This window comes from Kribbella sp. NPDC004875, assembly GCF_042873375.1.
Classification (GTDB): domain Bacteria; phylum Actinomycetota; class Actinomycetes; order Propionibacteriales; family Kribbellaceae; genus Kribbella.
Genome location: NZ_JBIALI010000005.1, coordinates 234,838 through 248,212 on the forward strand (window position 1 = coordinate 234,838; position 13,375 = coordinate 248,212).

A 13,375-nucleotide genomic window follows, 5' to 3' on the forward strand; every position below is an offset into this window, starting at 1 on the left:
AGGCGTTCCGGTCAGGCGTTCCGGTCAGGCGTTCCGGTCAGGCGTTCCGGTCAGGCGTTCCGGTCAGGCGTTCCGGTCAGGCGTTCCGGTCAGGCGTTCCGGTCAGGCGCTCCGGTCAGGCGCTCCGGTCAGGCGCTCCGGTCAGGCACCCCGGCCGGGCATTTGAGCGGTTCACCCCTGATGTTGTCCCTGAGCAGTTTGCATGCCGTGTGGGAACGGACCATTTCTGAGGTGAACCACCCAAACGGCGGCGCGACGGCGTGTGCAGAGGCGGCTGGGGTCATCGCTGGCGGGGACGGCGAGGGCCTGACAACCCGAAGGTTTCTTGACGCGGCACTAGTAACTGCGAATGCCGCCAGGGTCGGGCCGGGTGCGGTGACCACCAACGCCGCCGGGGTCGGGCCGGGTGCGGTGACCACCAACGCCGCCGGGGTCAGGACCGGTGCGGTAACCACCAACGAACGCCGCCGGGGTCAGGACGGGTGCGGTAACTACCAACGAACGCCGCCGGGGTTCCGGCGGCGTTCGTGGTTCAGCGTGTGGTCAGCTTCTGGGCGGTGGTTCTTGGCCCGGAAGGTTCGTGGTCACTCGCGACCGTTGCGGGTTGTCTTGCTCGCGCCCTGGGCGGGCTGCTGGCGGGTGGTGGTGTCCTCGCCTGCGCTCTGCGCGGTCTCCGCAGCCTTCTTCGGGTCCGAGGCCTTCGGCCCGCTGACACCAGAGCTCGCCAGCCGCATCGAATCGGCACCGTCCTTGGCCGCCCCGGTCTGCTGCTCCCCTGTGGACTCACCCTGTCCCTGCACCTGAGCGGAGTTGTCGCCTTGGGTCTGCACCTGAGCCGCGTTGCCACCCTGCCCCTGGACCTGAGCCGCGTTGCCACCCTGGCCCTGGACCTGAGCCGGGTTGTCGCCTTGGCCCTGGACCTGAGCCGGGTTGTCGCCTTGGCCTTGCACCTGGGCCGCGTTGTTGCCCTGGCCCTGGACTTGGGTCGCGTTGTCGCCTTGGACTTGGCCGGTGTTGTCGCCCTGGCCCTGCTGCTGCGCCTGGGGGTCGACCTGCGAACGGGCGGGGTTCTCAGCGGCGGCCTCGGGGTCAGCTGCCCGCTGGGTCCACCGTTCGTTCCGCTCCGGCGTTGCCGCGGCCTGCGCCGCCTTCTGCTGTTCCTCGGTGAGCTCCGGCTGCGCGGCCCGTTCGGGCTGCGTGCCTTCAGCGGCCTGCTCGCCGTCGGCGCTCACCTCACCACCGGACTCCCGCGGGTTCCCGCCGGCCCCTTCTGGCGCGGCTTCCTCCGGCCCGGCCTCCCCCTTCCCGGCCTCGGGCTGTACGGCCCCGGGTTGCGCGGCCTCGGGTTGCGCGGCCTCGGGTCGCGTCGCCTCGGGCTGCACGGGCGCCACGAACTGCACATTGTGCAGATCCGGGTCCGGCTGCTGCGGCTGCTGACCTTGCTGACCTTGCTCCGGCTGCTGCGGCTGCTGAGCTTGCTGGGGTTGTTGACCCTGGAATTGCTGGGCCATCGCCTGGTTGAACTGCTGGTTCGCCTGCGCGAGGTCGGCGGACTGCTGATCGAGCGCGTTGCGGTCCGCGTTGATCATCTGCTGGATCTCGGTGCTCAACTGATTGATCTCGGCGACCGTGCTGACCATCCGCTGCTGAGCCGCGATCAACCGCTGGATCGCCTGGGCGCGCTCGTTTCCTTGCACCGCCTGCTGCTGACCAGCCTGCTGACCCTGAACCTGCTGACCTTGGCCCTGAACCTGTTGGCCCTGAACCTGTTGCCCCTGGCCCTGCTGACCCTGAACCTGTTGCCCCTGGCCCTGAACCTGCCCCGGGGGCGCCTGTTGCTGCCGGCCGTAGACCTCCGGATTGAGCGCCTCCTGGAACTGCCCCTTGATCGCGGCGGCGAGCTCCACCCTGGACAGGTTCCGGTTGTTCCCCGCCGCCCTCCGGATACCGAGGTCGGACTTCCGCGCATCCTTGAGGTTGAGCGCCATCGCGGCCTTGATGTTCTTCGTTCCCTGTCGGACCTGTCGCCGCTCGTTCCAGGCGCGCGCGATCCGGCGGAACGGGTTCCTGGTCGGGGCCTGCTGCCGAGGCTCCGTGGCCCGCATCCGGTCGGTGAACCGCTGACCGGTCTCCTGCGCCAGATCGCCGTACCGCTGCTGGTCGACGCCTGCGTTGACGGCTGCCTTCGCCAGCACGGCCAGCTCGGCCGGGGTGAACCGGCTGGCCCGCGCCCGGGTCGCCCGGTCGAACTTCTTCGCCTCGCTCTGGGCCAGCGCATAGGTGGCCTTGAGCTTCTTCGTGCCTCGGGCGCCGGCGAACCAGCGTCCCTTCTGGCGGGGCGCGGCGGAGGGCTCGCTCATCAGGTCTCCTAGTCGATGTACACGGCGTAGTTGACCCCGACAGACGTCGTCAGCGGGTCCTTGCTGGGCAGGGTGCTGTACAGGTGGATCTGGGCGCCCGGACGCAGCCAGACGGCGAGGTGCCGGCGGCCGATCCCGGCGCCGGGCTCCCACTCGTCCACGAAGGTGGGGCTACTCGAGTGGCCGACGTAGTCCGGCCGCCCCCAGTGCCGGGTGGCGAGCGTGAGGCTGGCAGGCCAGTGCTCGTCCAGACCGGCCTCGGCGGCGGCGATGTCGTCCGGACCGATGTCGTACGCCGACCAGCCGCTGTCCGGGGTGTCCGCGAACGCGAGACCGTCGAACACGATCATCGTGGTACCGCGCCGGGTGGTGAAACCCCACGACACCATCTCCGGGTCGATCACCTCGCCGGGCTGCAGCGGCCAGGGCTGCCAGGTGGTCTGACCCATCACCCGGTGCACGAGGGCACGCACGACCGCCGGACCGGCCTCGTCGCCGTCCGGACCCGCGATCACTGTCCAGTCCGGGATCTCGGCGAGATCCGCCATCGCCAGGTCGTCCTGGTCGAGGGGCCTGTCCTGCGTCTTCATCCGGCCTTGAGGTCCCTTCCTGCCCGGTTGCCTGCCGGCAACCCTCTGTGCGCAACCGTAGGCGGCGGAGTGGGTCATTCGCCACCTGGTACGACGCGCTTGTGGACAACTTGGATCCCGCAAAGTTCGTCCCGGTGGACGGCCCGGCGGGGCCGAGCAGACCAGGCCGTACGCTGGTCCGGTGAACACGGAACACCATTACGGCTTCGAGACGCTCGCCATCCACGCCGGGAACGAGCCCGACCCGACCACCGGCTCGGTGGTCCCGCCGATCTACGCGACCAGTACCTACAAGCAGGACGGCGTCGGCGGGCTCCGCAACGGCTACGAGTACTCCCGGTCGGCGAACCCGACCCGGACCGCGCTGGAGGAGTGTCTGGCCGCGATCGAGGCGGGCAGCCGCGGGTTCGCGTTCGCCAGCGGCCTCGCCGCCGAGGACACGCTGATCCGCTCGATCTGCGCGCCCGGCGACCACGTGGTGTTCCCCGACGACGCGTACGGCGGCACGTTCCGGCTGTTCTCCCGCGTGCTGAGCAACTGGGGTGTCGAGATGACGCCCGCCGCGGTCACCCACCCGGAGGCGATCCGGGCCGCGATCCAGCCCGGTAAGACCAAGGTGGTCTGGCTGGAGACGCCGACGAACCCGCTGCTGAACGTCGCGGACATCGCCATCGTCGCCCAGATCGCGCATGACGCCGGCGCCCTCCTGGTCGTCGACAACACCTTCGCCTCGCCGTACCTGCAGCAGCCGCTGGAGCTCGGCGCGGACGTGGTCGTGCACTCCACGACGAAGTACATGGGTGGGCACTCCGACGTGGTCGGCGGCGCGCTGATCGTGCGGGACGCCGGGCTGGCGGAGAAGATCGCCTTCCACCAGAACGCCATCGGTGCGGTCGCCGGTCCGTTCGACTCCTGGCTGGTCCTGCGTGGCATCAAGACGCTCGGCGTCCGGATGGACCGGCACAGCGACAACGCCGAGAAGGTCGTCGAGTTCCTCGAGCGGCACCAGTCCGTCAGCCAGGTGCTGTACCCGGGTCTCGACGGGCACCCCGGCCACGAGACCGCCGCCAAGCAGATGAAGCGGTACGGCGGAATTGTCAGCTTCCGGGTCCGCGGGGGCGAGGCGCAGGCGCTGGACATCTGCAACAAGGCGGAGGTCTTCACGCTCGGCGAGTCGCTCGGCGGCGTCGAGTCCCTGATCGAGCACCCGGGCAAGATGACGCATGCCTCGGTCGCCGGCACCCCGCTGGAGGTCCCGGCCGACCTGATCCGGCTGAGCGTCGGCATCGAGACCGTCGACGACCTGCTCCTCGACCTCGATCGCGCGATGGCGTGAGCCTCGTAGTGGCCGTCGACTTCGGGTCGACGTTCACGAAGGCGATCGCGGTGGACTCCGGCTCGGGCGACCTGGTCGCCCGGGCCGAGCACCGGACGACGATCGGCACCGACGTGATGGAGGGCTGGCACGCGTGCCGGGCTGCCCTCGAAGCGGTCGATCGGGGCGTCGCCAAGGCCGAGGTGCTGGCGTGTTCGAGCGCCGGCGGGGGACTGCGGATCGGTGTCGTCGGCAACGAAGAGCTCGTCACCGCGGAAGCGGGCAAGCGGGTCGCGCTGTCGAGCGGCGGTCGTGTCGTGGCCGTCGTGAGCGGCGGACTCACCGCGACGACCCAGAAGGAGCTCCGCAAGGACCGCCCGGACGTCGTACTGCTGCTCGGCGGGACCGACGGCGGCAACTCGGCGGTTCTGCTCAAGGCGGCCGAGACGCTCGCGAAGTACAGCTGGCGGAAACCGGTCGTTGTCGCGGGCAACGTCGAGGCGCGGCCCGAGATCGCGGCGACGCTGGCCGCGGCCGGCGTACCGCATGTGCTGGCGGACAACGTCGTACCGGAGATCGGGGTGTTCGCGCCGGACGGGGCGCGGGCGGCGATCCGGGAGATGTTCCTGGCACACGTCATCGGCGGCAAGAACCTCTCGCGTGATCCCGGGTTCCAGGCGATGGTGCGCGCCGCGACGCCGGACGTCGTACTGCGGGGTGTCGAGGTGCTCGCCGGGTTGCACGGTGACGTGGCGGTCGTGGACATCGGCGGCGCGACCACCGACGTGCACTCGGTGATCGAGCTCGACCCCGAGGACGCGAACCTCGGTCGTGAGGTGGTCGCCACCCATCCGGTCACACGGACCGTCGAAGGCGACCTGGGGATGCGGTGGAGTGCCGTACCGGTGGTCGACGCGGCCGTCGAGGCCGGCCTGGTCGCGGACGCGGGCGAGCTGCGGTCGGCGGCCGAGCTGCGGCGTACGGATCCGTCGTTCCTTCCGGACAGTGCGCGAGAGGCGTCGTACGACGAGAGCCTCGCGAGCGTGGCCGCTACGGTCGCGCTCCGGCGGCACGCGGGACGGCAGCGGATCGTGTTCGGGCCGGGCGGCCGGGTGATCGAGCGGTCCGGGAAGGACCTGCGCGAGGTGGACCTGCTGGTCGGGTCCGGGGGAGTGCTGCGGCACAACCCGCCGGAGGTGGCGGCCCGGATCCTGGGCTCGATCGGGACCAACGCGCAGGAGGAGGGCTGGCTCGTCCCGCAGCGCGCGGAGGTCTGCGTCGACACGGACTACGTGCTGGCCGGTGTGGGGCTGCTGGCTGACGACACGCCCAAGGCGGCCGAAGGGCTGGCCGCGCACATTCATGGAACGGGTACGCGCGGGCACTAGTCTCATCACCAGCACAGTTGCGGAGGTGGGATGAGCGACACGGGGCGGCACGACGACGCCGGAACGCGCGACGAGGCCAGGCAGGACGAGGTCCGCGACGATCCGAGTCCGATCGCGGACAACGAGGTGCTCGAGAAGAGCAGCGCGGCCGAGCCCGGGGCGTCCACCCAACGCAGGCGGGTGGACACCGGGGTCACGCCGGGGATGGAGATCGCCAGCGCCTGGGCGTGGCGGTTCCTGGTCGTCGTGGCGGCCGTGGCCGTGATCGGCTACACGATGCGGTACCTGTCCGAGGTCGTCGTACCGGTGACTGTCGGCATCCTGCTCACCGCGCTGCTCGTGCCGGTCACCAACGGGCTGCAGAAGCTCCGCCTACCGCGCGGTCCGGCGGCCGGGATCACGGTGATCGCGACGATCATCGTCATCGCCGGCCTGCTGACCCTGGTCGGGACGCAGATCGCCGGTCAGTTCGAGGACCTGTCGAACCAGGTCGGCGAGGGTGTGCAGAAGCTCCGCGACCTGGCCCGGATCAACTTCGGCCTCACCGACTCCGACATCACGAACCTGTTCAAACAGATCCAGAAGCAGTTCACGTCCGGCGGCGCGCTCGGCCAACAGGCAGCAGCAGTCGGTACGACGGCAACGCACGTCGTCGCCGGACTCTTCATCGCGTTGTTCTGCCTGTTCTTCTTCCTGTACCAAGGTGAGCAGATCTGGACGTGGTTGGTGCGACTGTTCCCGCGCCGCGCCCGCGGCAAGGCGGACTCGTCCGGCCGCAAGGCGTGGGTGTCGCTGACGGCGTTCGTCCGCGCCACCGTGATCGTCGCCGCGGTCGACGCGATCGGGATCTCACTCGGCGCGGCGATCCTCGGGCTGCCGCTGGTGAGCGCGATCGGCATCCTGGTGTTCGTCGGCGCGTTCATCCCGGTCGTCGGCGCACTGGTCAGCGGTATCGTCGCGGTCCTCGTCGCGTTGGTTGCCAAGGGTCCCATTGTCGCGATCGTCATGCTCGCGGTGGTGATCGGCGTACAGCAGCTGGAGGCACACGTCCTGCAGCCGTTCCTGCTCGGCCGCGCGGTCAGTGTCCATCCCCTCGCGGTCATCCTGGCGATCGCCACCGGCGTCGTCATCGCCGGCATCGTCGGCGCCCTGGTCGCCGTCCCGACCGCCGCCGTCATCAACACCATCGTCAACCACCTGGCCGGCAACGACGTAGACCCCGAACCCCCCAGACCCCTCCCCAGACGCCGCAACAACCACACCCCGGCAACAACCGAGGACTGACCGCCGCGCCACGGCAACCGCTAGTGCCGCGTCAAGAACCTTCGGTTGTGAGGCCCTTGCCGTCCCTGACAGCGATGACCTCAGCCGGCTCTGCACACGCCGTCGCGCCGTCGCGCCGCCGTGGCGCCGTGGCGCCGTTTGGGTGGTTCACCTCGGAGATGGTCCGTTCCCACACCGCATGCCAACTGCTCAGGGACAACATCAGGGGTGAACCCCTCGATTGCCTGGCCGGGGTGCCTGGCTGGGGTGCCGGGCCCGGGGGGGCGCGCTGAGCTGATGGACGACCGCAACGTTTCTTGTCACGGCACTAGGGACTGGGGCGTGTCTCCCAATCCCCCGCCTACTGCGCGACACTCGGCACAGCTGCCGGCTTCATCCCCGAGATGCGGTGGACTGGCCGCCCGTGGCGAGTTGCGGGAAGGCCTGGTTCCACAGATCCGCGCAGTGTCGGGGGAGCCGCAGCCGCGGCCACAGCGCGACCAGCATCTCGCGGTTGAGGAACTCGGCGAGGTCGTCAACGGTCGACGCCTCGCTGATCACCTTGTTGTACAGGGTGGTCGCTTCGTCGATCTTGGCGAGGTCGTACCGGGGGTTCGGTCCCCAGTCGAGCCGCGTGGGCAGATCGATGACGCCGGCAGCCGGCCCCTGGAGCTGGTCCAGCGAGCGGGGCACCATGTACGGGATCATCGACGCGTAGGTGTCGCCGGGCCGCGCCTCGTGCTTGTCACTCATGAGCTCACCGTCCCAGTCGAACCGTCCATCCCGCGGTCGCTGAGCGTCGCGCCCACTCCGAGGCGTGTACGCCGGATGTTCGCGATCTGTCCGGGAGTGGCGCCGTACCGGATGAACCCGGAGTCCGGCAGGCAGCGTCCGGCGCGAGGCTGGCCCGCGAGCATCTCCGGTCCAGGGGCAGGGCCTCGCGATGGTCGGCCAACTCGAGCAGGGCGTCCCGGCTGTACCGGACACGGATTCGGCGAAGTGGATGGGGTCGAGATCGTCGGTGAACAGATCGATGTCGTCGGAGTCACGGTTGCCGAAGCCGTGAGCCCGGAGGGCGTAACCGCCGGCCAGCACGAAGCGCGGACTCGGCCAGGGCCTGTAGGTCGGGTGTGGCCATCCGGAGCTGGAGCGGATTCATGAGGCCGCTCTGCCGGGCACCAAGCAAAGACGCCGCCGAGTTGGCCTCGGCGGCGTCTTTTGCGTGCTTGGGATCAGCGGTCGATGCCTGAGCCCTTGTCGGTGCGCTTGGTCAGGTCCGCAGCGGGCTGTTGACCCTGCTGACCCTGCTCGGCGGGCTGCGCCGGGCTCTGCGCGACAGCCTGCGCCGCCGGCGCCACGCCACCGAGCATGCGAGCAGCGGTCGCCGCGTCCACGCGGGCCTGGGTCTCCTGAGCCATGCCCTGAATGATCCGGTTCTGCTCTTCCAGACTCGGCGCGCTCATGGCCTCGCTGAACCGCTGGGACATCTCGAGACGATCTTTCGAGGTCATCACCTGCGTCCCCTCCGGTCCACGGAGGGCCATGTTGTGCCGGTTGATGTTGGCGCTGGCCAGCGAGCTCTCGGCCTTCAGCATGGCCTGGTCGAGCTTCGCGGACGCCCAACGGCCGACCTGGACGACCCGGTTGCGCCCGGCGGCCATGGCGTCGCGGCCGGCGCCGACGACCGTGTCCCGGGTGTTCCGAGCACCTTGCAGGGTGCTGTCCCGGACACTGCGAGCGCCGGCGACGAACTGTTCCCGTGCCGCGTTCGCGCGATCCGCACCGGCCGTCCAAGCCTGATCGAGCCGGGCCTGCCCGCGCTGCGCCATGTCCACGACCTGCTCGCGGCCGGCCTGGTAAGTACCGGCGACCTGCTGGCCGAACTCCGTCGCCCGGTCACGCCCAGCCTGGTACGTCGCCGCGACCTGCTGGCCGAACTCCGTGGCCCGCTCGCGTCCGGCCGCGAGCGCATCCCGGCCGACGCCGACGACAGCGTCCCGCGTGTCCCGCGCGCCCTGGACGGCGGTGTCGCGCGCGCTCCGCGCGTTGGCGACCGCAGCGTCGCGGTACGCCCGGCCCTGGGTGGCCAGCGACGTCGCCATCTCGCTCAGCCGCGCCTGCGTCCGGTCATAAGTCAGGTGCACCCGGGCCACGGCGCCCTGGACCGCGGCATTCACGCGGTCCTTCAACGGGTCCTTGTCCGAGATCCGGATCAGATTGTCCTGGCGGCGCTCGTCCAGGTTCGCGAACCGTAGTGAGGCGGTCCGCTGCTCCGGCGACATACCGACGAAGGTCCGGAGGTTCGCCTGCTCGGTCTCGTTCAGGTTGCGCAGCCAGTCGCCGGATTCCGACCAGCTGCCCTGCGGCCAGCCGGGGCCTTCGGAAGGGGTAGTCATTGCGTCTCCTAGTCGATGTAGACGGCGTAGCTGACGCCGACGGCCGTGGTCAGCGGATTGGTGGTGGGCTTGGTGCTGAACAGCCGCAGGTGAGCGCCCGGCAGCATCCAAGCGGCGAGGTGCCGCTTGTCGGCCCCAGCTCCCGGTCCGAAGTCGTCGAGGAAGCCCGGCGTGCTGTCGTCGCCGATGTAGTCCGGGTCGCCGAAGTACTTGCGGGCCAGCTCGAGGTGGTCCGGCCAGTGGGCGTCGAGACCGGCCTCGGCCTCGGCCATGTCACCAGCCTCGATGTCCCAGGCGCACCATCCGGCGTTCTGCGCGTCGGCGAAGGCCATTCCCGGGAACACGATGATGGTGCTGCCCCGCTTGGTGGTGAAGCCCCACGAGGCCAACGCCTTGTCGATCTTCTCGCCCGGCTGCAGCGGCCAAGGCTGCCAGTCGGTGGTTGAGGTGACCCGCTGCACGACGGCGCGGACGACGTCGGGGCCGCTCTTGTCGCCGCGCGGGCCGGCGATCGGCGACCAGTCGCTGATCTCGGCGAAGTCGGCGAAGGCGCGTTCGTCCTCGTCGAGCGGCCTGTCCAGGGTCTTCATTCCGGGCTTGTTCCTTCCGTTGTGACTCAAGCCGTCGTTCGAAACCGTACGGCGGATTTGGGGTCAGGGGTGGGGCGATTCCGGACCTGTGGATAACTGGGGACTGAGGGGCGTGTGCCGGCGTTAGCGGGCGGGGCCTTTGCGGTCCGACGTGCGGTTGGCGGGGGAGGTTCCACCGGTTCGCTGGCGTTCACCGGTGGCTCCGGTGGAGCGGGTCTGGCCGGGGCGTGGCGTCAGGCCGGCGCGCATGCTCGCGTCGAGCGTCGGCGGCGTGGCGGTCTGCTCGGCGCCGGCCGCAGCCCGGCCGTGGGCCAACCGGGTGAGCGTCGCCTGGTCGACTGTGGGGCCATCCGGCGGAGTTCCGACGTTGGCGAACTGGAGGTCACGCTGGGCGGACCGGTCGGTCGTTGCGCTTCTCATGTCCCCTCCTCGGCGAGGTAGACCGTGTAGTTGATTCCGACAGACACCGACAGCGGTCTCGCGGTCGGCTTGTTGCTGTACAGGTGGATCTCCGCGCCCGGCGGCGTCCAGACCGCCAGGTGCCGTCGGTCGATGCCGGCACCGGGCGCCCAGTCGTCGACGAATCCGGTCTTGCTCTCCACTCCGACGTACGAAGGCTGTCCCCAGTGCCGGCAGGCGAGGTCGAATTTCTCCGGCCAGTGCTCGTCCAGTCCGGCGGCCGCGGCGTCGATGTCGGCGGGCTCGATCGCGAACGCGACCCAGCCGCTGAACGGGCTGTGCGGCAGCACCTGGTCGTCGTACACCGCCAGTTCGGTGTTGCGGCGGGTCAGGAAACCCCAGCCGTCGAGCTGGTCGTCGATGACGGTACGGCGGTTGATCGGCCACGGCTTCCAGTTGGTTGCCGACTTCACCCGTCGGATCAGTCGCCGGACCGGTACGGCGCCGGTCGCGCCGGTCTGTGGTCCGCCGAGGCGTCGCCAGTCGCGGACGTCGGCGATGTCCGCCATCGCCCGGTCGTCGTCGTCCAATGGCCGGTCCAGTGTCTTCATCCGTGGGGCAGTCCCTGTCGTTCGGTACGGCACACTCTGCTGTCGAAACTAAGACCCCGGTGGGGTCAGACGGCGGCCCGATGCGTGGGCATCATGCGAACAGCCGCCCTGGGAAGCTTCCCAGGGCGGCTGTCGGGTAGGTCAACCGTCGTTCGGTCTCAGTTCGGTGACGCGGCTGGCGCAGACGGGTACCCGTCAGTGCATGGCCGCGGCGGCCGAGGACTCCAGCGACTCCTCGCCGTCGGCCTTCGGGCCGTCGTTGCGGCCGGCCAGCCGCTGCTCCGGCGTGATGATCGCGATGACCAGTGCGATCGCCAGGAACGGCAGGGAGACCAGGAACACGTCGTCCATCGCGTCGACCAGGCCGTGCAGTGCGAAGCCCTTGAACGGCTCCTTCAGCGCGTGCAGTGCCTGGACGCTGTTGGCCGCCTTGGCCAGTCCCTCGACCATCGACTGCGTGGCGTTCGGGATGATGTCGCCGAGGTGGGTCTTCAGCCGGCTGGTCAGTACGGCGCCGTACACCGCGGTGCCGATCGCGCCACCCATCGAGCGGAAGAACGTCATCGTCGAGGTCGCGGACCCCATGTGCTGCCGGGGCACGCTGTTCTGCGCCGCGGTGACGGTGATCTGCATCGACAGACCCAGACCGGCACCCATGACGAACATGTAGATCGCCAGCTGCCAGTACGGCGTGTTCAGGCTCAGCGTGGACAGCAGAACCATCGCGGCGCCGACCATGACCGCGGAGATGATCGGGTAGATCTTGTAGCGACCGGTCTTGCTCATCAGCTGACCGCTCGGGATCGACGCGGAGAAAATGCCGACGATCATCGGCAGCAGCGCCAGGCCGGAGCGGGTCGGCGACAGGTCCTTGACCGCCTGCAGGTACAGCGGCAGGAAGATCAGCGCACCGAACATCGCGAAACCGAGCAGGAACGCGAACCCGGCGTACCCGGAGAAGATCCGGCCCTTGAACAGGTCCATCGGGATGATCGGCTCGGCGACCCGCAGTTCGATGAAGACGAACGCGATGGCGAGCACGACGGACCCGGCCAGCAGGGCGATCGTGGTGCCGGTGCCCCAGCCGTTGGTCGGGCCGCTCCAGGAGACGGCCAGCAGCAGCGCGGTCACCGCCGCGGCGACCGTGGAGGCGCCGAGGTAGTCGATCTTGTGCGAGCGCTTCGTGTGCGGGAGCTTCAGCACGGCGGCGACGATGCCGAGGGCAACGAGACCGATCGGCAGGTTGATCCAGAAGATCCACCGCCAGCCGGGACCGTCGGTGAGCAGACCGCCGAGCAGCGGGCCGGCCACCGAGGACAGGCCGAAGACGGCACCGAAGTACCCCATGTACTTGCCGCGCTCACGCGGCGGGATCACGTCGCCGATGGTGGCGAACGCGAGCGACATCAGGCCGCCGGCACCCAGACCCTGGACGGCCCGGAAGCCGATCAGCATCTCGATGTTCTGCGACATGGCGGCCAGCACGGAGCCGGCCAGGAAGGTGACGATCGCCGCGATGAACAGCGGGCGGCGGCCGTAGAGGTCGGAGACCTTGCCCCACAACGGGGTCGAGGCGGTCGAGGTCAGCAGGTACGCCGTGACCACCCAGGACAGCTTGTCGAGGCTGTTGAACTCGCTGACGATCCGCGGCAGCGCGGTACCCACGATGCTCTGGTCCAGGGCGGCCAGGAACATACCCGCCATCAGTCCGCCGAGGACGACCAGGATCTGCTTGTGGGACAGGTAATTGGGGCCGCCGTCCGGAGTGACTGAAGCTCCGCCGGCGGTGGCGGGCTCTGTGGTGCTCATCTGGTGCTCTCCAGGTTCTTGTCGGTGTTCTCACGGGAGGCGGGGTCTCCGTCGGCCGTGGAGTCTGTGGTGTCGGTACTGCGCTCTGCGGGGGTCGACGGCTGCAGTCGCGGTGCTACCGCGGCCCAGCCCTTGTCGGCCCAGGCGGCGCTGCTGGGGGCTTCGGTGTTGGCGGTCACGCCGTCCGCGAAGCGGGTCATCAAGCGCTCGAAGGTCTGCACGTCCTCCTCGGACCAGCCCTCCATCGCCGCGCTGAGCAGTTCCATCCGGTGCCGGGCACTGGCTTCCCACTGCTCGATGCCCTGCTCCGTCAGCTCGACGCGGAACGCGCGGCCGTCGTCCGGGTCGGGGGAGCGGCGGACCAGGCCGAGCTGCTCCAGCGAGCGGACGTGCCGGCTGGCGGTCGACGCATCCAGCTCCAGCCGCGCGGCGAGGTCGGACAGCCGCAGCGCACCGTTGCACCGGAGTGCGAACAGCACGACGTGCGCACTGTGGTCGATCGTGTCGCCGGGCTGCTTGGCCTTCAGCCGGCGTCCGATCCGGGTGAACGCGTGCATGACACCCTCGATCGGGGTCTGTGGTGCGTACGCGTCGTTTACTTGCATGCTGCAAGCATATACATGCTTGCGTGATACACGCAAATGAGTTTCCAAG

General features: G+C 69.6%; 12 protein-coding genes. 3 read left to right on the plus strand and 9 right to left on the minus strand.

From position 1 onward, the window contains the following. Positions 1-584: 584 nt before the first annotated feature. Both ACFYRH_RS27610 and ACFYRH_RS27615 read right to left on the minus strand, forming a co-directional pair. Entirely contained in the window at positions 585-2,360 is a 1,776-nt protein-coding gene (locus ACFYRH_RS27610) for a hypothetical protein (protein ID WP_387781350.1), read from the minus strand. 8 nt (positions 2,361-2,368) lie between these two features. Further along, positions 2,369-2,950 (minus strand): hypothetical protein, encoded by a 582-nt coding sequence (locus ACFYRH_RS27615; protein ID WP_387781353.1) that lies wholly within the window; start codon positions 2,948-2,950, stop codon positions 2,369-2,371. Between the two features lie 181 nt (positions 2,951-3,131). On the opposite strand from ACFYRH_RS27615, the gene ACFYRH_RS27620 reads away from it, so the two are divergent. Genes ACFYRH_RS27620 through ACFYRH_RS27630 form a run of 3 tightly spaced genes read left to right on the plus strand, consistent with a single transcriptional unit; the run spans position 3,132 to position 6,937 of the window. After that, on the plus strand, positions 3,132-4,286 hold the full coding sequence (locus ACFYRH_RS27620; RefSeq protein WP_387781356.1) for a cystathionine gamma-synthase: 1,155 nt from the start codon (positions 3,132-3,134) through the stop codon (positions 4,284-4,286). After that, positions 4,283-5,653: a glutamate mutase L gene (locus ACFYRH_RS27625; protein WP_387781359.1), complete on the plus strand. Its 1,371-nt coding sequence runs from the start codon at positions 4,283-4,285 to the stop codon at positions 5,651-5,653. Before ACFYRH_RS27620 ends, ACFYRH_RS27625 begins: the two co-directional genes overlap by 4 nt. A gap of 30 nt (positions 5,654-5,683) precedes the next feature. Continuing rightward, positions 5,684-6,937 carry an AI-2E family transporter gene (locus tag ACFYRH_RS27630; RefSeq protein WP_387781362.1) on the plus strand — a complete coding sequence of 418 codons (1,254 nt, stop codon included), beginning with the start codon at positions 5,684-5,686 and terminating at the stop codon, positions 6,935-6,937. A gap of 372 nt (positions 6,938-7,309) precedes the next feature. Here ACFYRH_RS27630 and ACFYRH_RS27635 read toward each other — a convergent pair whose 3' ends face one another. The 7 genes from ACFYRH_RS27635 to ACFYRH_RS27665 form a co-directional block, all read right to left on the minus strand. Then, positions 7,310-7,669: a hypothetical protein gene (locus ACFYRH_RS27635; protein WP_387781364.1), complete on the minus strand. Its 360-nt coding sequence runs from the start codon at positions 7,667-7,669 to the stop codon at positions 7,310-7,312. Between the two features lie 479 nt (positions 7,670-8,148). Next, on the minus strand, positions 8,149-9,312 hold the full coding sequence (locus ACFYRH_RS27640) for a hypothetical protein (RefSeq protein WP_387781367.1): 1,164 nt from the start codon (positions 9,310-9,312) through the stop codon (positions 8,149-8,151). Between the two features lie 8 nt (positions 9,313-9,320). Beyond that, positions 9,321-9,902: a hypothetical protein gene (locus ACFYRH_RS27645; RefSeq protein ID WP_387781369.1), complete on the minus strand. Its 582-nt coding sequence runs from the start codon at positions 9,900-9,902 to the stop codon at positions 9,321-9,323. Between the two features lie 123 nt (positions 9,903-10,025). Continuing rightward, on the minus strand, positions 10,026-10,322 hold the full coding sequence (locus ACFYRH_RS27650) for a hypothetical protein (RefSeq protein WP_387781372.1): 297 nt from the start codon (positions 10,320-10,322) through the stop codon (positions 10,026-10,028). Beyond that, positions 10,319-10,912, minus strand: a complete 594-nt coding sequence (locus tag ACFYRH_RS27655) for a hypothetical protein (RefSeq protein WP_387781375.1) — start codon at positions 10,910-10,912, stop codon at positions 10,319-10,321. Before ACFYRH_RS27655 ends, ACFYRH_RS27650 begins: the two co-directional genes overlap by 4 nt. A gap of 195 nt (positions 10,913-11,107) precedes the next feature. Next, a complete protein-coding gene (locus ACFYRH_RS27660) occupies positions 11,108-12,721 on the minus strand; it encodes an MDR family MFS transporter (RefSeq protein ID WP_387781378.1) in 1,614 nt (537 codons plus the stop codon). Continuing rightward, positions 12,718-13,326, minus strand: coding sequence for a MarR family winged helix-turn-helix transcriptional regulator (locus tag ACFYRH_RS27665; RefSeq protein WP_387781381.1), 609 nt, complete (start codon positions 13,324-13,326; stop codon positions 12,718-12,720). Before ACFYRH_RS27665 ends, ACFYRH_RS27660 begins: the two co-directional genes overlap by 4 nt. Positions 13,327-13,375: the final 49 nt, after the last annotated feature.